The organism is Mangrovimonas sp. YM274 (genome assembly GCF_030908385.1).
Classification (GTDB): domain Bacteria; phylum Bacteroidota; class Bacteroidia; order Flavobacteriales; family Flavobacteriaceae; genus Mangrovimonas_A.
Genome location: NZ_CP133091.1, coordinates 1,807,233 through 1,829,837 on the forward strand (window position 1 = coordinate 1,807,233; position 22,605 = coordinate 1,829,837).

Genomic DNA, 22,605 nt, shown 5'->3' on the forward strand with positions numbered 1-22,605 from the left:
CCATGAGTTACCTAAAAGATATTATTGATGCCCCCGAAAAGCTTAAATCATTTATTGCTTATTTAATACCTATGCCTTTTTGGTACGTGGCATTTTTCCTATTCAACAAAGAATTGTATTTAAGTCTGGATCTTTTTACTTTATCTTGTTTTGCATTTTGTTTTAATATTCTTTCCTCATGTTTATATGCCTGGATAACTATGAACTTCGACAAAATTGACAATACCCCAGAAAAAAAAGATAGAGCCATGTATGATTTCGGTGTAACTGTTATATCTGTAGCCTTCCAAGTTTTACTGTTAGGTATTTGGATTGCAGTAAGTGCAATTATTAGCCATTACACGCTTTTGGTTTTTAACCTTAAAGGATTTCTTGGACTATATTTTGGATTTACAATTCTCCTCATCATAATCACCTCCATTGGAGCGAAACAAGTACATAACACCACAATAAAAACAAAGGATATATAGAAACAATCCTTCAAAACCAACCACATATATGATGACAAAAATTTTAATTACTGGCAACGGCTTTGATAGAAGTCTTCACCTCCCAACCCTATACAAACACTTCATGGATATTACAGATTATCTTTTAATTCCAGACCCACATGAATTTGAAGATGTATACGGCTATATTGGTGAAGACTCCTTAAAGATTTTTGAGAATTATAATGCATTTGAATTCAATGAGAGAAATATTGTAGAAATGATACAAATTGCTCAATCAAACCTGTGGTTTAATTTTTTTCAAAATGAGTCAAGAATAAATACTTGGATAGATTTTGAAAACAGGATTGAATATTTACTTGACGTAATATTGAATTCACTTAAGAAAATAAAAGAAAACCCTGAACTAATTTTAGCAAAAGATTCCACACCCCATATTCATCCAAAAAAAGTTGGCCTAAGCATAATTGATTCTATCGAGCTAGCAAGATTCGGAATTTTCTCCGGTGGAGACCTTGGGACACAATTTTTCAGTCCTCGATATATTATAATGAGGCACCAAGAATTTTATGATTTTAATTTTCAGAAAATTTCAGAAGATTTAAACAGGTCTCTAAACGATTTCAAAAAGCTGTTCAACCTGTATTTAGAAACCTTTGTTATTCCCCTATATAATAATATAAAAGAGCAGCCTGACCTTTCCCAATTTCTTCTAATTGAATACCACTTCACATTTAATTATACCCCTTCATTCGAGGCGCTATTTGATTTCACTAAATATAGAAGACGTATAGACAATAGATACATACACGGTATTACAGATTCAAAACAAAACAAAATTGTTTTAGGGATTGATGAAATTCCAGAAATGGGGATAGATACCTCCGATTTTATTCCTTTCACCAAAACCCATCAAACATTACTTTATGATACAGATCATCGATTTCTAGAGGAGGTTGGGATTTATAATGAGTCTGAATATAGCATCTATTTTTATGGACACTCCCTTGATTCTTCTGACAAGGAATATATAAATGAAGTTTTTGAGTTTCAGAAAAAATTAAAATATCAGCTAACAATTGTGGTAATCTACCACAATACTGATTCAAAAACGAAGCTAATTTCTAATTTGATAAAAATCAGGGGAAGAAAAGAAATAAGAGATTGGAGTAAAAGAAAGCAGCTAATTTTCTTAAAATCTAATTCAAAAGCACTTAATGACCACCTTTTAGACAAGAAGCGGGGAAATGTAATAACCGCAAGGTCAATTTAGGCAATGCTCCCCTTATTGATGAGGATAGCATAAAAGCTAAATACAATTATCCAATAAAATAACTTTCAGCATTGGTTAAGATTCCCTTGTAAATAAACAACTCAACTCCATCCTTTGTGATTTTTTGCTACCTTGTTCCCTCCAATCTAAATTCATTCAATCTCCTGTTGACATGTAAATACATCGCTGCTCTACCACTTTTCCAGTCCTCAGACTCAGTATTATAATTTCTTATAATTGAATAATGTATATTATACGAATCCAGAATACAGTCAATATAATTCTTATAATTTTCTTTTTCTTCAAATTGGTTTTTAAAGTTCAGCCTTAAAAACCCTAAAAGCATTATTAATATTCAGGTCCAAATATTCCTTTAAGCTCATTTCCTTTTAAAAACTGACAAATAAATTTAATAAAAAAAGGCTCCTAATGAAGGAGCTTTTAAATTCAATTTCAATTATCTTTAAAGTATTATTAAAACATAAATCAAAAGTCAAATAGGAGTAAGATTTATAGGTTATTTTTGATACTTCTAATTTCCGTGTAATTTCCGAGTCTTTTTGTAGCTCATTTCATTGTATCCATTGTAAAACTTGTGAAATTACTTTCTGTATCATATCAGGGAGTTTATTTGGAAATGTTTTTTTTAAGTATTACAATAATTTAAACAAAAAATATCGAGAGCTTTTGCCCCTCGATATTTTAACTTTACACACTTAGTGAGATACTACCTGCTTTAAAAAGCTAAACCCTCAATTTATCTAGAATTCTTTAGCATCTTTAGAAATTCCATTTACATAATTGGATATCATTTTTACTTTCTCTGCAAATTCATAACCTTTAAAATTAGCTATATCTGTATAAGTAATGTTTTCATTGTAGTAATTCAAATATCTACTTGCTAAAGGTAAATATGACCAATGCCATTTTTCTAAATTATATCCTGTTCGTCCGTTTTCTTTTTCTGTATAAACTTGATAAAATCCGAATTTTTTTGCGTTTTTTATAAGCCACTCATATTCTTTTCTTCCTTTTCCTTTATCAAAATATGAATTATTTAGATTAATTAAATCTATATCGGTTCCCCAATGATGTCTTGAGGTGGATGGCATAGAGCTGTATTCTAAAATTTTTGCTGTTCTTTCTAAAGGTTCGATATCTTTATACTTAACCCATTTTCTTTCCCAAATGGACTTTTGCTCATAAAAATTCCTTGTTCCAGAAACAACAATCAAGTTAATTCCATCTTTTTTTGCTGAATTATACATTTCTTTAAAGGCATCATAAACTTCTTTATTTAAATAAATTTCTTTAGAGGAATGATTGGAACTGATTTTAATAAAAGTACTATCATTTCTATAATTGAATTTGCCTAAAATAAAATCTTTATTATAAGTATAATTTTGGGTAACTATTTTTTCCTTTTTGGGAACGGTTTCGTTTATTACGGCTATTTCTTTTGGTTGTTCATTTTTACATGAAACAAAAAAGATTAATAAAGTAAATATTGGTATTTTTTTATACATATTATTTATCGAAACAGCATCCGTGAATCCAACCAATATTTCCACTTGGAGTCTTAACTTTATACCAAAACTCTGTAATTTCTTTATTGTTAATTTCTACAGTTGTTTGATTGTTTGATTTTTCTATAAATTCAACTTGACTACCGATAGCCAAATTTTCTATTTTTTCACTATTAAGTTCAGGGCTTGTTCTTACTCTTAAATTATCAACATTGATAGAGAAAATTAAATTGTCTGATAAAGCTTTAGTTTCATTTTTTGTTGCGCTAATATCGCTGCTTGGATTTTTATAATTTAAAAAATTCTCATACGAGTTCATGTTTAATATTCCTGAATTTTTAATTAATGCAGAATAGGCTTGTTTCCATTTTGTTCTAGATTCTTCAGAGGTTGGAGAATAGCGGTCTATTTCTTGGAAAATTTCAACTCTTTTTTCAGCTTTTTCTGTGTCTGGTTCGTACGTTTCATTTATACCTCTTCCGTTATTTGTAACTGAACCCCAGTTATATTTATGTTCTAATTCATAAACTTGTTGGAAAGTTTTGATTTCGTCTTGTAATATCCCGTTAATTTTTAACTGATTAGTTATTTCTTGAATCGATATTTTTAGTTCATAAGATTCCCATTTTCCTTTAGGATCAATATCTTTGATTACTCCTGTTGTACCTAAATTAATCTTTTCTCCAATTAACCTTTTAACAGTATAACTTATTGGAATTCCGTTTTCATCAACGAAGTCATTTTTATATTGTCTATCTTTATAACTATCCAATAATTTTAGTTCTTTCTCCCTTTTAATAGCTTTCTCAGCTGCATTTTTTTCTTTTAAAATTTTAGAATCAATTTGCTCAGTTTTGTCAGCAGTAGCCTCTGCTACATTTTTAGTTTCGCTATCCTTTTTACAAGAGCTAAATGCCAAAAGAAAAAGTAGAGCAATAAGTACTGTTGGTTTAGTTGAGTTTGTTTTCATTTTTTATTTATTAATTATTTGTTTTGTTATTCTTAATATGTCTAACGGTTTGACTATGTGCCTTATCTCTTAAGTCATAGTGTGTAGACGTTGTTAGCCTTCGTTTATTTTATTAAATATTTCTATCAATTCATTATCCATTTTTTCATGGTTCGAAGCAAATTCTTTAATGATAGAATTCTGGAAACTAATGAGGTTGGTAATCCCTAACTCTTTGGCTAAGGTTTCTAAAAGTTCTTTTCCTGGAAAAAGACTTAACCACCCATCATTCTCTAGACTTTCCTTTACTTCACTTTCGCAATCAGAAATTATTGTTTCAATTTCACTTGATGACAGGGCTGTTGTTAGTGTATCACTAATCTCATCAGAAGTTTTTGTGAATTTATTTTTTATGATTTGACTTTTGTCCTTCTTTATGAGACACTCTGAATCTTGTTTTTCAAAATAGGCATCTCCATTTAACACTTTCCCAATTGAAAAATCTTGAGGCTTTAAATTTAAGTTGAGCCTGAAACTAATCATATCTCTAACGACCTGTGATGAAATTTTTAATGCCGCCTTGAAGAGAATATCTTTTAGTTCTTGTTCAGATTTATTGATATTAAAAATTTCTCCCAGAACATTTCCAATTATACTCAAATCTAAGAGGTAGTTTTCAATTTCATGCTTTTCAAGAACGAATACCTTTCCTGATGAATGTGCTCTATATTTGGAAACCATGTCAGGGGTTAAGTAATCTCTATCTCTAATTAGGTAAAAGTTCATCCAACCTAAATTAGCATCCATTATAGATAAAATAGCACCGTTAATTCTAGTTAAATTATCACTTCCACTTGATGGTATTAATTTGAAATTAGAATTATCTTTAGGGAATAATGTACTGTAGAATTTCCTATCAGGACTGGAGTTATCGCCTTCTAGAAAAACTAGATTCTTTGCTACTCCAATATATCCTGAATAACCAAATAAATTTTTAAGTTGAATTATTACGTCTTCTTCGTTATCACCACTGACAAACTTTGCTTTTCTAGTGGATAAATCCCTTGCAACATAGACAACACGATCACGACCTGCCTCATCGATAATTTCCGAATTGTGGGTAGCAACCCAAATTTGATTTCCGTTCCTAATGGATTTAATATTTCTGATTAGGAGACGGGACAATTCCGGATGAAGGTGCAGTTCGGGTTCATCAATGACAATAATGGCATTTTCAACATTGTGTCTTATGAAAAAAGATAGAATAAAAAATACTTCCTTTTCTCCAGAAGAAAGGTCATTGAATGTTATTACTTCTTTAGAGGGAAGTTCAATAAATAGGTTGGAGGGAATAGACTCGTTCTTATCAGCGAATTTATAGTCTGGGAAAATTTGATTTAATAGGGTCTCATATGGTCTAATCGGGTCAGCTGGTTCGTCCCCTACGTCAATTCCTTTGTTCTTTTGGTTGTAGTAATTACCTAACTCTCTTAAATAATGATATCTCTGCTGTACCAAAAATTCATACATGTCAAGATACTGGATTTCACTTGTATTAAAGGCCATTTGCCATAAGTGCTCCTTTCTTTTTACATTATCAAATGAGAATATTTTTTTCCTGTCGAATCCTTTTTGAGGATAGTTTCTATCTGCCCTTAAAAAGAACCCTAACGACCTTTTTAATTTATCCTTAAGCTCTCTAGTTACGTAACTGTGAATTTGGTTATGAAGAGTTGAATCTTTAGCGTATTCGCCAGAATTATATTCGAAAGCCCTGTAGTAAACATCATTAGTTTTAAGATAATCTAAAATGTCATATTGGTGTTTGTGTGGTCTCTTCGTTCTTTCGATGAACTGTTCCTTTTGTGTTTCTTTAACCTCAGGCGTTAACCCTTCTTTGATGTCAATACTATTGATTCCTTCTTTTATAGTTTTTTCAATACTTTCTAATTCTGTTTTTAATGAATCAATAATTATCTTTTTTTCTTCAGGGCTTAATCCTATTGCTATTTCAAAGGAAAATCCATTGAAAGTTCTGCTGAGTGACCACCCCAAACTATATGAACTTGATAAAGCGTAACCGATTAATTCAAGTACTGAGCTTTTTCCACTTCCGTTTGGACCAGCAAAAACAGTTAATTCGGATGATTTATTATTAAAATTAAAAGGACCTAGGCACTCATTTTCTAGATGTCTGAACTTTTTAATTATGATTTTATTTATGTACATAATGTTTATTGAAGTCTAAAAATATAGAAGCAAGCACAATGATGTCTAGTGCCATTATTATAAGAGTTATGATGTTTTGGCAAGGATAGGCTTATTAACGTTAAGTTTGTTACAAGCTTTTTTTGAAATGTGTTATGCATTGGTTGGTTTGGTTGGTTTTCAAATGTAATAAAAACCTTAAAAATATAAAGCATTTCGCCGTTTTTTGTTTTTAGAATCAAAATTTGAATCTACTCATTAAAAAGTTATATATTCGTTTCAATAAAGTAGTTCTTGATTATTCAATAAATAGTTTCCAAGTTAGTCTTTTTTAAGAAGAAGTTGACATTGCTACTTTCCGTGTAATTTCCGAGTCTTTTTGTACCTCGTGTCGTGATATCCCTTATAAAACAAGGAAAGTTAAATACTGTATCGGCAAATAATCTTGCATAACTTTACAAAAGAAAAACTAAACACTATTTGGGCTGCTAGATAGCTTCGGCAATTCTTTAGACATCTAGTGTTTTTTTGGTTAAATGTAGGATTTGTAGTATTGTTTAGATGTAATAGTCTCTTGAAGTAGCCTATATACAGGCTTTTTAATTTGATGTTTAATTTCCTTAATTTTTTTTGGTTTATATTCGAATTGTTTTATTACTTTTCCTACGTGAAAATTTAACTTTATACCATGAAAAAACAATTACTTTTATTTGCAGTTTTTGCTGTCATAGCTTTTAGTGCTAAAGCTCAGGTTACACATGAAGTTTATTGGGGGGAGAATACAGCTTCCAATATTACAATTAACCAAGGAGATACCGTTATGTGGATTTGTGCTTCTTGTGAGGTTAACCATACTGTAAGTACGTTTTCGGGGCCAGAAAACTTTTATTATGAATTAAATGGTCCTGAGAGTTATGCAACTCATACCTTTAATACGGTTGGTACCATTTCCTATACATGTATTAACGAACCTGATTTTGTAGTAAGTACGGTGACAGTAGAGGGAGCTCTTAGTACAAATGAATTTTCCCTGAATAAATTTTCAATTGCCCCAAACCCAGGAGTTTCAGAGCTTAATATAAAGCTTCCTAATCTTGTTGACAATGTAGAGGTAACAGTATTTACATTGTTGGGAAAACAAATTCATAATAGTGTTTTATTGAATGAACAAACGTCGATAGATGTGTCAGATTGGAGTGCCGGTATTTATTTAGTGAAATTGAAATCAGGCAACAAGTCAATCATTAAAAGGTTTTTTAAGCAATAAGGATTTGTAAATATTAATCGATAACAACTTTAATTGGAAGTCTATACAAATTTTGTATAGACTTTTTTTTGTTTGCAAGGATATCTCAAAATAGAAATAATTGTAGTGTTTGTAAACCACAGGTTGGGGTTTAAGAAAAAAGAATAGAGGTTGGTGTCATTGGAAGACTTTAGAGATGTTAAAGATTGCTACAAAATTACTTTTTGTTCGGTATTTTTAAATCGGTTAGTTGTCCTTTATAGATGAGGGTATCCCTTCTTATGCTATTGTCTTCTAAATTCATTTGCTCTTCATATGCTTTTGCGTATGCTTCACGCTCACTTTCACTTATCCAACCACCTCCTAAGGCCTTGTAAAGTGTTATGTATGCCAAAAATACTTCTTTATAGGTTTGTGAATATTCCAATTTGGCGGCAAATGTTTGCCGTTGATTTTCTATAACCTCCAAATAACTGGTAACACCTTTGTCATATCGCAAACCAGAAAGGTAGCTAGCATTTTCAGCGGCTTTATAACGAAACTCTTTTATTTGTAGTTCCTCCTTAAGCGTTTGGACGGTAATCAAGGCATCATCTACTTCCCTAAACGCATTGAGTACCGTGTTTTCATAGGTGAATAAGGCCTGTTTGGCGCCTTCACGTTCAATATCAACTCTTCTTTTGTTTTTGCCCCATTCAAAAAGCGGCCCTACAAGACTGCCTTGTGCGCCCCATCCTAATCCATTGGAAATGATATTGGACAACTCTGGACTTCCATAACCTAAAACGCCTGTCAAACTTATCGTTGGAAAACGCAAGGCCTCGGCTACGCCTATTTTTGCATGTTGCGACCAATAGTTGTATTGCGAAGCAATAATATCTGGACGTCTTAAGAGTAAGTCGGAAGGGAGTCCAGCAGGGAGGGAATCGGGCAATTTTTTTTCTATTAGAGTAGCTGGACTTGTGACTGGACCCGGGTAATTCCCTAAAAGTAATTTCAAACGATGTTCTGTACGGGCAATTTGTCGTTGATACAGAGGAATAGCTGCCTCTGCGGTGGCACTCTGAACTTCCGCTTGATTAACATCCAATAGTGGAATGATACCCTTGTCGTAACGCAATTTGATGATGGTTAAGGCGCTGTCCCTAACCTTAAAGGTGTTTTGGGCAATGACCAATCGGGTACGGTAGTCCAATAAATCATAATAGCTAGCGGCCACTTCACTGATCAAACTTAGTTGCGTGGCCCTTTTTGCATAGGCAAGAGACAATAAATTGGCCCGAGCAGATTCATTGCTACGTCTAATGCGGCCCCAAACATCAATTTCCCAGTTTAGGAACGTTTGAAAGGAATAGTTGCCTGTCACCTCATCAACGGTAACATATTGAGGGTAATTGGTAGGGGTTAGGTTTCCTGAATAGCCTATGGCTGGTCCAAAATCGGCTTTACTAACGCCCAGCACGGCACGAGCCTGTTCTATCCGGCTACTGGCAATTAAAACATCTCTATTATTGTCCAAGGCAGTTGTAATCAAAGAGTCTAGGACAGGGTCTTTAAACAGTTCCCACCAATTCAAATTGATAACCGTATCTTGTTGAACATTAAACCTGAAATCAACAGGTTCGTTAACCTTTGGAGGCGTATAATTAGGTCCAACTGCACAGGAGTAAATCGCTAAAATAAGCGTAGCAAATAGGCCATATGTTATGAGTTTGTGTGTCATTCCTCTTTGGGCTCTAAGGTTTCCGGTGTGTCCTTTTTCAAGCGTTTCTTCTCATAGCCAAATAGTTTGCCTACAAACACAAATAGCATAGGATACAGAAAAACACCAACGAAGGTGGCTATAACCATGCCTCCCAATAAGGTCATTCCCATTACTTTTCGTGCTTCAGCTCCAGATCCCGTGGCAATGACCAAAGGGAATATTCCAAAAATAAAGGCAAAAGCAGTCATAAGAATGGGTCTAAAACGTTCTTTGGCCGCCATTATGGCCGCATCATACAAGCTTTTTCCATTGTGGAATTCTTCGGTAGCAAACTCAACAATAAGAATCGCATTTTTGGCCGCCATACCAATGAGCATGACGAAGGATACTTGGGCAAAAATGTTGTTTTCAAAGGAAGGCGATAAGAATCTAGCGATGTACAGTCCAAGGAATGCTCCAAAAATAGCAAAGGGGGTTCCTGCCAAAACACTAATAGGTAGAGACCAACTCTCATATTGAGCAGAGAGAATAAGAAAGACGAAAATCATGGAAAGTCCCAAGATGGGCAGCAAACCTCCAGAGGCCTTTTTCTCTTGATAGGAAAGTCCGTTCCACGAATAGCCGACATCACTGGGGAATACTTCTGCGGCTACCTCCTCCAGAGCGTCCAAGGCTTGCGTGGTACTATAGCCAGCGGCCGCCGCTCCAGAGACTTCAATAGACCTAAAGAGATTGAACCGATTGGTGTAATCTGGTCCTGAAATATGTTCCATATCAATGAAGGTAGACATAGGAACCATATCTCCATTCCTGTTTTTCAGAAAGAAGCTATTCAACCCCGATTCATCTTGACGGTACTCAGGTTTGGCTTGTATATAAGTTTTATAGAGCCTTCCAAATCTATTAAAATCGTTAACATAAGTCCCTCCCATATAGGCCCCGACTGTAGCATATAAGTCATTTAAAGGGATGCCTAGTTTGAGTGCTTTTTCCTTATTAATTTGTAGTAAGCGCTGAGGCACTGAAGCATTGAAAGGGGTGAAGGCTCTTCCTATTTCAGGACGCTCCATTGCTTTTTGCGTAAATATATTGGCTTGTTCAGATAGGTATTGTGGGGTGTTGCCTCCTCGGTCCTGTATCATCATGCTGAATCCTGATCCCTTGCCCAAACCGGGGATAGGGGGAGGGCCAAAGGCCAAATTGATACTGCCAGGTATTTTTAGGAGTTCTTGATTGATGTTTTCAACGAACGCTTTGGCGGTAATATTCCGTTCATCCCAATCTTTTAACTTTACAAACATCACTGCCGAATTGTTTAAAAAGGAGGTAGACAGCAAACTGTAGCCCGTTACATTAGTAACATATTGCACATCTTCTTTGGCTACCAACAAATCTTCTACTTGTCTGGTGATGTCGTTGGTCCGCTGGATGGATGCGGCTGGTGGCAACTGAATATTTACAAAAAAGTAACCCATATCCTCTTCAGGGATAAAGCCCATAGGAACCACTTTTGATAAGACTCCCATACCCACAATCAAAATTCCTATAAAAATCAATCCGCGTTTGATCTTGCCGGTAACCACATTGGTCACGGACATATAGCCTCCGGTAGATTTTTTCATAAACTTATTGAACCCTCCAAATATTTTGCCTAAAACGCCTTTATAAGGCTTGGGTTCTTTTAAGAGTAAACTACAGAGGGCTGGCGACAGTGTTAAGGCGTTTACAGAGGATACAATTACAGACAAAGCAATGGTAATGGCAAATTGTTGGTAGAGTTTTCCTGTAATACCGGACATACCAGCAACAGGAATAAAAATAGCTACCAATATCAAAGTGGTTGCAATCACGGGACCTGTTACCTTTTTCATGGCATCGATAGTGGCTTCTTTGGGTTGCATACCCCTTTCAATGTTTACTTGTACCGCTTCCACCACAATAATAGCATCGTCTACCACGATACCAATGGCCAAGACCAATCCCAACAGCGATAAAACATTGATGGTAAAACCAAGCATTGGAAAGAATATAAAAGCGCCTATAAGCGACACAGGAATTGCAAGACATGGTATGAGCGTGGCTCGCCAGTCTTGAAGGAATAAAAACACCACAAATATTACCAAGATTAAGGCAATGATTAAGGTTTCAATAATGTCATCAATTCCGGCAGTAATGGCCAAAGTGGTGTCTAAGGAAATATCATAAGAGATGCCCTCGGGGAATCGTGTACTCATAAAGGCCATGGCTTCTTTGATACCGCCTGCAACTTCCAAAGCGTTGGATCCTGGCGCTTGATATATGGCAATCACGGTACAGACTTCTTTGTTCAATCGTGTAAACGCGTTGTATTTTTCAATGCCCAATTCAACCTCTGCAATGTCCTTTATTTTTATTTCGGAACCATCGGGTTTTTCGCGAACAATGATATTTCCAAATTCTTCTTCTGAATTAAAGCGAGAGGGCATTCTAACGGTATAGGTGAATTCGGTGCCTTGAGGCGCTGGTTCTGCGCCCAATTGGCCTCCTGGTACCAAGACATTTTGTTCATTAATAGCTTTGACAATTTCCGGTACTGTCACTCCTAATTGAGACAATCTGTCCGGTTTCACCCAAATCCGCATGGAATAATCGGAGCCAAACACGGTAACATCGCCAACGCCGGGAAGTCTTAAAAGTTCGTCCCTAAGGTTTATCAACGCATAGTTCCCCAGAAATTCTTGGTCAAAACTGCCATCGGAAGCGAGTGTGACCACCATCATAACATTAGACATGGCCTTTTTGGTGGTAACTCCCAATTGCTTGACGGACTCTGGTAATCTGGCCGTTGCTGCTGCAGCTCTGTTTTGAACCAAAACCGCATTCATATCTGGGTTTGTTCCCACATCAAACGATACCCTAATGGCCATCGTACCATCATTGGAGTTGGTAGACAACATATAAAGCATATTGTCTACGCCGTTAATTTGTTGCTCTAGAGGTGTGGCTACCGATTCTTCAATGTCTATGGCATTAGCGCCAGGGTATTTGGCTCTCACAACCACTTGTGGTGGACTCAGACTAGGGTATTGTTCAACAGGGAGCCCCGTTAAGGTAATAGCGCCTACTAGCGTAATGATGATGGCAATTACCATTGCTAATACGGGTCGACGTACAAATAAGTTACCCTTTGAATCGGACATATAATTTGTTATTAGTTTTCTACCTTGCTTTGATACTGAACTAATTTGGGGGCAACTTTCATTTTGGATTTTACTTTTTGAACCTCGTCAACCACTATCTGTTCTCCGGGCTCAAGTCCTTTTGCAACAATGTAATAATCCTTATAATTTTTTAAGATGTCTATATTTCGTATCTGTACGATGCCATCATTGCCCACCACAAACACCATATATTGTCCTTGAATTTCTTGAACGGCTTTTTGGGGGACTAAAATGGTATTCTCCCGCAGATTGACTAGAGCTCTTACCTTAGTGAATTGCCCTGGACGGATCAGTCTTTCAGGATTGGGAAATGAGGCCTGAAGTAATATAGAGCCTGTACTAGGGTCGATATTACGGTCTATAAAGTCCAAATGCCCTTTGTGGGTATGGACGGAATTATCGGAAAGAATCAATTCTAAGATTTGCTTGTCTGCCAACGTTTTGAATTTTTCGTCGGTGTCGCCCGTATTCACCAATAAACGTTTCATGAAGGTTAGGTATTCTGCTTCCGCGAGAAAGAACTGCACTCTTATAGTGTCAATATCCGAAACCGTATTTAAGATGATAGGGTTGGGTTGTTTCCCAACATATTCGCCTTCTCGAGCCAGTGTTTTTCCAATCACCCCATTTATGGGAGCATAAATTTTACAATGTCCTAAATTAATATTGGCGATTTCAAGAGAGGCTAAGGCCGCTTTAAGTTCGGCATCCGCAGCTTCTTTTCTTGCCGTGGCTCCATCCAAATCACTTTTACTTACGGCATTCAGATCTGCTAAAGGTTTGATTCGGTTGTAATCGCTATTGGATTTGGCCAAAAGTGTTTTGGCAGCAGAAACGTTACTGTTTACTCTGGCTACTTCTGCTTCAAAGGTTTGAGAGTCTATACTATAAAGAAGCTCTCCTTTTTCCACTCGATTGCCTTCTTCAAAATGCATGCCTTCCAAAAAGCCGTCCACACGTGCCCGGATGGGAATATCTTTGATGCCGTATACTTGCCCTACAAAATCCTTGTAAATGGGGACTGTTTCGGTTTTTAGCTGTATCACGCTTATGGGAGCAACCTGTGCGATGGGCTTTTCCTCGTCATGTTTGCAGCCAAAAATGAGTAGTACTAAAAGAACAATGGAGTAATTGTAGTTAGGCATGTTTTGTACTTTAGTTCCTATAAAAATATGAAAAATCTAAAGAAAAACATTGTGATTTTAAATGTAAATAATTGTTTTTTAATGAGTTGTGTTTATTTTTTTGTGAGTATTGTGATGTGCTGAAAAGAATAAGGACTTTGCCCATAGACCGCCTGCGAGTCCTTTGAAGGTCGCCTTTCTATAATTCATCTATGCTATTGGAGGTCAATTTTTGAATGTTCTGAGTAATTTTTTCTATGTCCCAATGCCACCACTGCAATTCCAAAAGCTTCTTTATGGTGTTTTCGTCAAATCGTTTTCTTATTTCTTTGGCAGGATTGCCACCTACAATAGCGTAAGGCGCCACGTCTTTAACTACTGTGGAATTTGCTCCTATAATAGCGCCGTCCCCAATGGTAACACCCGCCATAATGGTGGCTTTATGCCCAATCCAAACATCGTTTCCAATGATTACATCGCCTTTATAGGGATATGTTTTGCCTTCCATGGCTTTTTCCCAACCATTTCCGAAAATGGCAAAGGGATACGATGAAATTGAATTAGTGAGATGGTTGGCCCCATTCATGATAAAAGATACCCCAGAAGCAATCATGCAGAACTTACCAATTATTAATTTATCGCCTGTAAAATCAAAAAGGTATTTGACGTTCCTCTCAAAATTGTCAACATTTTCAAAGTCGTCATAATAGGTGTAATCGCCTATAATGATATTCGGATTTTTAACAATGTTCTTTAAAAAGCAAAGTCTATCATAATTTTCAAGGGGAAATTTTAGGTCTTTGTCAGGGCCGTTCATATTAGTTTCAGTGTTTTGTGGAATTGATAGCTTTAAAGATAGGGAAAGTGCAATAATTTTCTGCTTGGACAAGAACCTGAAGTGAGAACTGGCTAAACAAAATTAGGAGTATTGAACTATACCTCTTGTTTTAAAAGGTTTTTCCCATTGAGTTCTTTCAGTATGTCGAATATCAATCCTTGAATTAGAATAATGATGAAAGTCAATGGTAAATCAACTATCCAACTTAGTCTTTTGGTAGCATTCCATTCATACATTGAATGGTATTTATCGGGGCAACAGTCCACCGTCCATTGAAATTTTGAATAAAAGTATATAAAGGAAAAGCTGGTCACAAAAAGATAAATGAGATTTAAAGATTTACTTCTCAATTTCTCAGATGTAATAGTAAATAAGATTATTAAAACTATGGGAATTAACCCAAGGTAGATGGGTGTTTCACCTAAAGTTTGGGAGTAGATGAGGTTAATTCTAAAAGCAAAAGATAAAATAGTTAATATGATACCAAATAGAAATCCATAAACAACACCAAAAAACTTTATTTCAATTAGTTGCATTTGTGGGAGGTTTTAAAAGGGAGAACAAATCTAGTGGAATAACTTTTGGAAATCTGTGTTATAGATGTTGTTCTATACCATATAAAGTTAGTTGCTATTCTTTTAAAGTAATAAATGGAGTTAGAACTTAATTATTGCTATTGTAATTACTTGAACTATAAATATCAAAATTCCTACTAAAGTTAATTTTTGATTATATGTTCTATTTATTTTTTCCATTTGAGGATATAAATCCTTAGTCCAAACATGTTTTAGTTCTTGTGCTTGGTAACCTCCATTATTTTTAAACTCACGACCTTCTTCCGTTATCAAGATATTTGCACTTTCATCTTCTCGAATATAACCATTGAACAAAAGCTCATCCTTAAATGACTCTTTCATCCAATCTTTCCATTGATATTGATGTAATGTTTTCGCAATAAATTCCATATCAATTTTTACGGGATTTGTTACTTTGAAAATTTCTTTAAATGTTAGAGATTCAAATGATAAAAGTAGGCCAAGAATATTATCTAAAATTTCGTTTCTGGATAATAGGGTTTTCTGTTCCATAAGTTATTTAATGAATTGGGGTAAATGGTTTACAAACATTGTCATAAATATAGTTCTTTTTATTTGGCTATAAAGTAATAGTCTATGGTTAGATATAAAGATTTTCTTCTTAAGATACAGGTTAACTTATGCTTCACAGATACTAGCCTCTTAAATAAATATTCCATTACAAATCAGCCAATAATGATTCCAAAGAACTCCAAAATGTCAACCAATTAGGGGATACTTTTGTGAACCGAAGTTTTTATATCGTTGCTGATATATCCGATTCCTTTTTTACAAAATACCTTACATATATGAGCACTAAAAGCGGCACTATAATCAAACCAGTTGTAAAATTCAATAGTGAAGCCCAATCGGTCAACTCTTTCCCGCCCTGAGAAATCAGGACTAAGCCTCCCAAAGGCCCTTTTGAAAATAAGGTGTTGTAAACGAAATTCCATCCCAAATGAAGTCCAAAGGGGAGCATTATAGATTTGGTTTTGGCAAAGGCCCAGGCCCATGCGTAGCCCATTAATCCAGTTCCGATAAATACCAAAATCATTGCCATGACATTTCCTAAAACACCATATGAGAACCAATGATAGACTCCAAACGCCATTGCTGAAATCAAAATACTTTTTCTTGGGCCTATTTTGTGGATGAGCATATAGAGTAGGGCGCCTCTAAACATCAGTTCTTCTGTCAACACCGATTTAAAATCCCACCAAAATGAGTTGAAAACAATTCTGGTAGTAATGGTATCATTCAAAACCCAATTCGAAGCTTTTAAATAAGCCTCAAAATATTGCACAAAGACACAAAGTATTCCAGTGACTAAAAACCCCATTGAGAATTGTTTCAGCCGTTTTGCCAAGGGCAGAATTCCTAAGGCTAGGATACTCTTTTTCTCAATGAGATATAAAAGCATCCACGAAACGGCAATGGCAATTAAAATTCCTATCATTTGGTTTGTACTATTTCACAAAAACTTTAAAAGCCCATGGTGCCATTTCAATTTTAGTGTTTTTATTGAGTTCCACGGGTTCATTTGAAATGAAGTCTTTATAGTTCCCGTGATACAAAGATTCCTTAAACTCTACAGTCCTTTTGTTCTCTGAAAAATTAAAAACGGCAAAAACTTTATCTTTATCATTTTGTCTCACAAAACTAAAAACTTCACTTTCTGCATTGTTGGGAACTTTTATCATGGTTGTGCCCCATTTGGCATGCCATAAAGCTGTGTTGGTTTTCATTAGCGCAAACAACTTCTTGTATAAATCGCCTATATAATGTTCTTGCCATTGGATAGGATCCTTCTCAAAAAATGCCAGTCTCTTTTTGTTTCCAGCTTCCTGACCGTTATATATCAAGGGCATTCCTTCCCCAACAACAGAAAGTACAATTGCAGCTTCCAAACCGTCTCCAAATTGCTCCCACATGGTACCTTCCCAAGCATTCTTGTCGTGGTTACTTACAAAGGTCATGCGCATACTATTTTGAGGAAAGGCACATTCATTCCAAGAATAGTAAATATACAGGCCATTAACATCTGCTTTGCCTGTACAGATCTTATGGACAGTTTCATTCCAGCTCCAAGCATAGGTCATGTCGAAGGCTTTGGCATGTAAATCTCTAAATTCCCATTCGGCCAGCATAAAAACGGGTTTTATGGCATCGAGCTCCTCCCGGGCATTATTCCAGAACTCTACAGGTACAAAGCCTGCAACATCACAGCGGTAGCCATCAATATCTGCTTCCTTAACCCAGTATTTCAAAGCGTCCGTCATGTTTTTCCTAACCTCAGGATTGTTATAATCGAGGTCAATGATATCATCCCAATCCCACCATGGAGTAGGTCTAAAATCTCCCTTAAAATCTTTCTCGTACCAATCGGGGTGATCTACCACCCAATTGTTATCCCAAGCCGTGTGATTGGCAACCCAATCTAGAATGACATGCATGCCTTGTTTATGGGCATCATCAACAAAATTTTTTAAGTCCTGTAAATTGCCAAATTCAGGGTTGACGTCGTAATAATCTTTCACCGAGTATGGACTGCCTAAAGTTCCCTTTCTGTTTTTGACACCAATGGGATGAATGGGCATCAACCAAATAATGTCTACCCCTAATTCCTTTAAACGAGGCAGTTGCTTTTGAGCCGATTCAAAGGTACCCTCGTCCGTAAACTGTCTTGTGTTTAATTGATAGATCACGGCATTCCTTGACCATTCTGGATGAGTGAGCTTGACGTATTCCTGTGGTTGATACCTGTCTTCAATTTTAGGCTTAACATGCTCTTGCTTGTTTTCTGTTACATTGTTTTGACATGCAGTAAGAAATGCTATTAAAAAGAAGTAGTAGACTGTGTTTTTCATATTGATGATTTTAATAGCAGGCAATGGCTATTTTCGTTTATAAACGCTTTTCCCTTCCTTAATAGTTTCCAGAACTTTAATGTCTTTTAATGTCATAGGATCAACCTTCAATGGGTTTTTATCCAAAATCACCAAATCTGCTAATTTACCTTCACTTAAGGTCCCTTTGATATCATCTTCAAACAATTGATAGGCAGACCAAGATGTGATACATTTCATTGCCTCATAAGGTGTTAAACGTTCATTTTTGCCAATAATATCTCCAGTGCGTGAAACCCTATTTACAGTTGTATGCATGATCATCATTAGATTAGGTAGGGCAACAGGGGCATCGGTATGACTGGTAACATGAACGCCTTTATCCATACAAGTTTTGATGGGGCTAATGTGCATGGCTGCTTCTTTACCTATAATTTGTTTATACCAGTCTCCCCAATAAAAAGTGTGCATTGGGAAAAGGGATGCTACAATATCATATTTTTTAAGGCTGTCTATTTGGTTTGTCCTAATTAATTGACCATGTATTAGTGTGTTACGTCGGTCATTATTTCCATACTTTTTAACTGCAGGTTCAAGAGCTTTTAAATATTGGTCTAGAGCTGCATCCCCATTACAGTGGATTTGCATTTGCCAATTATTTTTTAGGGACATGTCTACAATTCTGGCAACTTCATTGTCATCCGGAATAGCAGGGTAACCTCTGTAATCTGCATTCTGTCCATCGGGAGGTAACGTATAGGGCACAGTTCTCCAAGCGGTTCTGCCTTGAGGAGAGCCATCCAACGTTAATTTAATTCCAGCGATTCTATAATGATTTTTATAGACCTTGCCATACCATTCAGTTTCCATATACTGAGGATACATATAATCGACATAAGAATTGACGTCAATTGGCATTTTTCCGCGCTTGGCATAATCGGCCAACTGCAGATGGTTTTCCATAGCCCGTCCTTCTTGAGCCGTAGTATAGCCATAACTGGTAGCTAATTCAAACCCTTTTTCAATAAAAAAATCCCCTAATTCTGAAGAACTTGGTGTTAATACCTTTAACATGGCGGGAATACTCGCTAACTCTTCCATAACCCCATTGGGTTCTTGGCTATTAGGCATTCTTCGTATAATACCGCCAGCGGGGTCCTTGGTATCCTTGGTTATATTCAATAATTCCAACCCTTTAGAGTTTACTACACTGAAATGCCCCGATATGTGACAAGCCATTACAGGCAAATCTGTGGATACTTGGTCTAAATCTTCCTTGGTTGGAAATCTATGCTCTTGGAGTGCGGCATCATCAAAGCCTAGTCCGACAATCCAACCATTGGTTTTGTCCACTCCATTTTTTTTATACCAGTCTTTTAGTTCCGATATAAGTTCCGGAATGGTATTGCATTTGCCATCTGGCGAAGCCAATAAATTGGCACATACAGCTTGAGCACCAAAACTGCTGAAATGGGAGTGGCCATCTATAAAGCCGGGAACCAATGTTTTTCCTTCCAAGTCTATCATAGTATGCCCTTTACCAGCCTTAGTCATCGCCTCTGCCGATTCTCCCACATATACAATCTTGCCCCCCCCGAACAACAAGCGCTTGGGCATACTCTGGAGCATCGCTTTCCATTGTTATAATATCGCCGTTGTAATACACTGTGGTACCGGTACCATCAATTACGGGAGTTTCTTTTTTACAGGAGGAAAAAAGTACAAGACTTAAAACAAGAGCCCCCAAAATTTTTAGTTTCATAATATATAATTTTTATAGCAGGCAATGGTCTTGTTTGATTTCTTTGAGAGGAAAATTCAAAACAATAAAGGGACATGGTGTTGATATTAGTTTATTTGTTTCAATATTTTAATTTGGTTAACTAACTTATTCAAGCCATCATAAACTTCTTTACAAAATCCAAATTTTGTTTCTTCATTATTTATTTTTAAATCTATTTCATATGCTGTACCATCGGCATATCCGCCACATCCTGAATTCGATTCTTTGGCTTCACTTTCAAAAGCAATAACTAAATCAATCAATCCATTAATAGACCCTGAGAAATGCTCGGTTTCAGATGCTTCATTCGTTGATGAATGATAAAAAAACATTTTCTTGTTCCGTTGTGTTATATAGATTCGACCATAATTTAAATCGACGCATCCAGATAATTGTTTGTATATTATTTCGATTTCTAAGGAATCAGTGTTTTTGAATTTTTGACTGATTATCTTAGTATATGTTTTATCTATCTCAGTTTTATGTTTTGATCCACTACAACTAATTGAAATTATAAGAATAAAAAGTACTGAGTTTAGTTTCATTAAATTTTAAATTAATGTCAAGCCTTTTATAAATATAGTTGTTTTTGTGCTTTATAAAGCTATCAGTTTCTAAATCTCTCAGACCGCTTATACAAATATTCCATCACAAAACAGCCAGCAATAATTCCAAAGGATACCAAAATACCAAGCAAATTAGTGCGATACTGTTGCTGGATGAGTACCACAAGGGCGGTCATGCACAAAACAAAGCCAATTAAGGGAATGAATTTATTGCTTCCTGTGTCTCCGGCCAATCTGAATCCAACCAGATTAACAATTCCAAAAATCAATAGGAATCCCATACTCCCAGCGGTGGAAATACTTTCCAATTTCAAAACATTCACCAGAATCAAAGTCGCTATAGAGGTGATGAGCAGCCCAATAGGGTGGTTCCAAAATTTAGCTAAAAAGTGATGTGGTAGTTCATCATCTTCGGCAATTTCATAATTCACCCTACTACCGCCGTAAAGTGAGGCGTTAATGGCGGAAAAGGTCGAAATCAAGGCTGCTATGGTAATAATAGTAAAGCCTACTTGCCCCAACATGGGTTTGGCAGCTTCAGCCAATACATAATCCTGTGCATCCGCAATATTTTGGAAAGGTAAGGAGCCCACCGTAACCAAAGCAATGATGACATATAGGACAATCACAAAAAGGACTGAAGTATAATAGGCCCTTGGAATATTGCGGCTGGGATTGACAATATCTGGAGCGGCATTGGCAATCAGTTCAAAACCTTCATAAGCCACAAAAATAACCATCCCTCCCGCAAACAAATGAATAAAGGGTTCCCAATTGGCAACGGCCAATTGTTCGATATTGGGATTCCCTATTAAACCAAAGGCACCAATACCAACAAACCCGATAAGAATAATCAGTTTAATAACGACGGCATAAGATTCTATTTTACCAACTACAGCAATACTGTAATAATTAATAGCTGTTGCCAAAATAATAATGCCACTAGCATAAATATGAAAATCGATGGTTTTGTCATGTGTGATTTGCCACAGGTTAGGGGCATAGGCTCCAAAGGCCGAGGCATACAAAGACAACATGATAATATAACTCACCCACAACAGATTATTCATAGCACCGCTAAACACCGATTTCCCAAATCCTTGATTGATAAATTTTACGGTGCCGCCACGGTCAGGATAGTGCAAGGAGAGTTTTACGTAAGAGTAGGAGGTAATCAAGGCCAACAGTCCTGCCCATAAAAAGGCAATTGGTGTGCCGCCCTTAGCCAAACTTACGGCCAGACCTAACACGGCAAAAATGCCGCCACCAACCATACCGCCAATGCCTATAGAAATAGCTTCTTTAAGGCCTATTGTTTTGTTCATATAAACCTTGATTGCTTAATACACTTTAAAGCCTGTATACATTTTGCGTTCTATACAATTGGGAATTTCTGATATCAAGAGGTATTGCCCAGGGTCCAGTTGAACTTTAAAAAAGCCTTTGCTTTTTTCGGGTAAATCTTCAACACCTCCCAGAAAACTTACACCTTTGGGAGCTGGCGTCCTAAAGGCTTTAATGTTGGCCGTGTTTAGCCATTGGCCTAAGGTGGTTACTAAAGAATCATTTTCAAGCTTCACCAAATTAACATCATGCCCCAACATATGCTCATATTTCTTTTGATCTTCAAAATCCACGGAAAAGGTATAGGATCCTGCTTTAAGCGAATCGACAAACTGAATGCCGCGCTCACTGGATATTGTTATAGGGAGGTCCGCTTTGGGCGGTTCCAGATTATTAGGAGTATTTTGTACTCTTAATTCTTTGAGCATACCCATAAAAGTATGGGCCATACCATCGGGCATGCGGACATAACATTCCATAACATAGGTGCCAGGGCTTAGGTATACCGTAGACTCTGATGAGGTTTGTCCAGATGTTAACCCAACACCTCCGCCCAGTTCTACACGTTGGAACCATTCTGGAATATTCTGAAATGCTTGCATGCCAGCTTCCACATTACCTTGGTCAAAATGCTTGAATGCTGCTAAAAAAGGAGGAATCAACTCTTGTTTAAAGGCTTCGATGCCCAAGCTATCTGGCATTTTTTCTAGTATAAAGAAGTGAGGATCCAATGAATTGTTTTCATATTTAAAAGTGGTCCAACCGTAAGGGATATCATCTACCATTTCAAAGTTCATTCCAGTGGAACTTACAGTCACATAATTTGGGGAATCCATGGAATCTGTACTGTTAACAGAGGACGTATTACGTTTAGGGCTGTCTTTACAGGAAGTCAAAATTGCTACAGCGATAAAAAAGGGGGCTAAAAATGTTTTCAAAAGTAATTTCATAATGAATGAATTTTAGATAG

General features: G+C 36.2%; 17 protein-coding genes. 3 read left to right on the top strand and 14 right to left on the bottom strand.

Going from position 1 to position 22,605, the window contains the following annotated elements; genetic code table 11:
* Positions 1-2: 2 nt before the first annotated feature.
* Positions 3-470, top strand: coding sequence for a hypothetical protein (locus tag RBH95_RS07920; RefSeq protein ID WP_307902152.1), 468 nt, complete (start codon positions 3-5; stop codon positions 468-470).
* 28 nt (positions 471-498) lie between these two features.
* Positions 499-1,722 (top strand): AbiH family protein, encoded by a 1,224-nt coding sequence (locus tag RBH95_RS07925; protein ID WP_307902153.1) that lies wholly within the window; start codon positions 499-501, stop codon positions 1,720-1,722.
* 761 nt (positions 1,723-2,483) lie between these two features.
* Here RBH95_RS07925 and RBH95_RS07930 read toward each other — a convergent pair.
* The 3 genes from RBH95_RS07930 to RBH95_RS07940 form a co-directional block, all read right to left on the bottom strand.
* A complete protein-coding gene (locus tag RBH95_RS07930; RefSeq protein WP_307902154.1) occupies positions 2,484-3,248 on the bottom strand; it encodes a M15 family metallopeptidase in 765 nt (254 codons plus the stop codon).
* A 1-nt stretch (position 3,249) separates the two neighbouring features.
* Positions 3,250-4,218, bottom strand: coding sequence for an SH3 domain-containing protein (locus RBH95_RS07935; protein ID WP_307902155.1), 969 nt, complete (start codon positions 4,216-4,218; stop codon positions 3,250-3,252).
* Between the two features lie 93 nt (positions 4,219-4,311).
* Positions 4,312-6,426, bottom strand: coding sequence for an AAA family ATPase (locus tag RBH95_RS07940; RefSeq protein ID WP_307902156.1), 2,115 nt, complete (start codon positions 6,424-6,426; stop codon positions 4,312-4,314).
* Between the two features lie 667 nt (positions 6,427-7,093).
* Here RBH95_RS07940 and RBH95_RS07945 point away from each other — a divergent pair.
* On the top strand, positions 7,094-7,672 hold the full coding sequence (locus tag RBH95_RS07945; RefSeq protein WP_307902157.1) for a T9SS type A sorting domain-containing protein: 579 nt from the start codon (positions 7,094-7,096) through the stop codon (positions 7,670-7,672).
* Between the two features lie 196 nt (positions 7,673-7,868).
* On the opposite strand, the gene RBH95_RS07950 is transcribed toward RBH95_RS07945, so the two are convergent.
* The 11 genes from RBH95_RS07950 to RBH95_RS08000 form a co-directional block, all read right to left on the bottom strand.
* Entirely contained in the window at positions 7,869-9,374 is a 1,506-nt protein-coding gene (locus tag RBH95_RS07950; protein ID WP_307902158.1) for an efflux transporter outer membrane subunit, read from the bottom strand.
* Positions 9,371-12,535, bottom strand: a complete 3,165-nt coding sequence (locus tag RBH95_RS07955; RefSeq protein ID WP_307902159.1) for an efflux RND transporter permease subunit — start codon at positions 12,533-12,535, stop codon at positions 9,371-9,373. Before RBH95_RS07955 ends, RBH95_RS07950 begins: the two co-directional genes overlap by 4 nt.
* A gap of 11 nt (positions 12,536-12,546) precedes the next feature.
* Entirely contained in the window at positions 12,547-13,701 is a 1,155-nt protein-coding gene (locus RBH95_RS07960) for an efflux RND transporter periplasmic adaptor subunit (RefSeq protein ID WP_307902160.1), read from the bottom strand.
* Between the two features lie 178 nt (positions 13,702-13,879).
* The gene (locus RBH95_RS07965; protein WP_307902161.1) at positions 13,880-14,497 is read right to left on the bottom strand and encodes a CatB-related O-acetyltransferase; all 618 of its coding nucleotides are present in this window, start codon (positions 14,495-14,497) and stop codon (positions 13,880-13,882) included.
* 677 nt (positions 14,498-15,174) lie between these two features.
* Positions 15,175-15,606 carry a hypothetical protein gene (locus RBH95_RS07970; protein ID WP_307902162.1) on the bottom strand — a complete coding sequence of 144 codons (432 nt, stop codon included), beginning with the start codon at positions 15,604-15,606 and terminating at the stop codon, positions 15,175-15,177.
* Between the two features lie 244 nt (positions 15,607-15,850).
* A complete protein-coding gene (locus RBH95_RS07975; protein WP_307902163.1) occupies positions 15,851-16,552 on the bottom strand; it encodes a CPBP family intramembrane glutamic endopeptidase in 702 nt (233 codons plus the stop codon).
* Positions 16,553-16,562: 10 nt separating this feature from the next.
* On the bottom strand, positions 16,563-17,963 hold the full coding sequence (locus RBH95_RS07980; RefSeq protein WP_307902164.1) for an alpha-amylase family glycosyl hydrolase: 1,401 nt from the start codon (positions 17,961-17,963) through the stop codon (positions 16,563-16,565).
* Positions 17,964-17,990: 27 nt separating this feature from the next.
* Entirely contained in the window at positions 17,991-19,571 is a 1,581-nt protein-coding gene (locus RBH95_RS07985) for an amidohydrolase (RefSeq protein WP_307902165.1), read from the bottom strand.
* A gap of 219 nt (positions 19,572-19,790) precedes the next feature.
* On the bottom strand, positions 19,791-20,270 hold the full coding sequence (locus RBH95_RS07990) for a hypothetical protein (protein ID WP_307902166.1): 480 nt from the start codon (positions 20,268-20,270) through the stop codon (positions 19,791-19,793).
* 62 nt (positions 20,271-20,332) lie between these two features.
* Complete coding sequence (locus tag RBH95_RS07995) at positions 20,333-21,616, bottom strand: APC family permease (RefSeq protein WP_307902167.1); 1,284 nt, start codon at positions 21,614-21,616, stop codon at positions 20,333-20,335.
* 15 nt (positions 21,617-21,631) lie between these two features.
* The gene (locus RBH95_RS08000) at positions 21,632-22,585 is read right to left on the bottom strand and encodes a hypothetical protein (RefSeq protein WP_307902168.1); all 954 of its coding nucleotides are present in this window, start codon (positions 22,583-22,585) and stop codon (positions 21,632-21,634) included.
* Positions 22,586-22,605 lie beyond the last annotated feature (20 nt).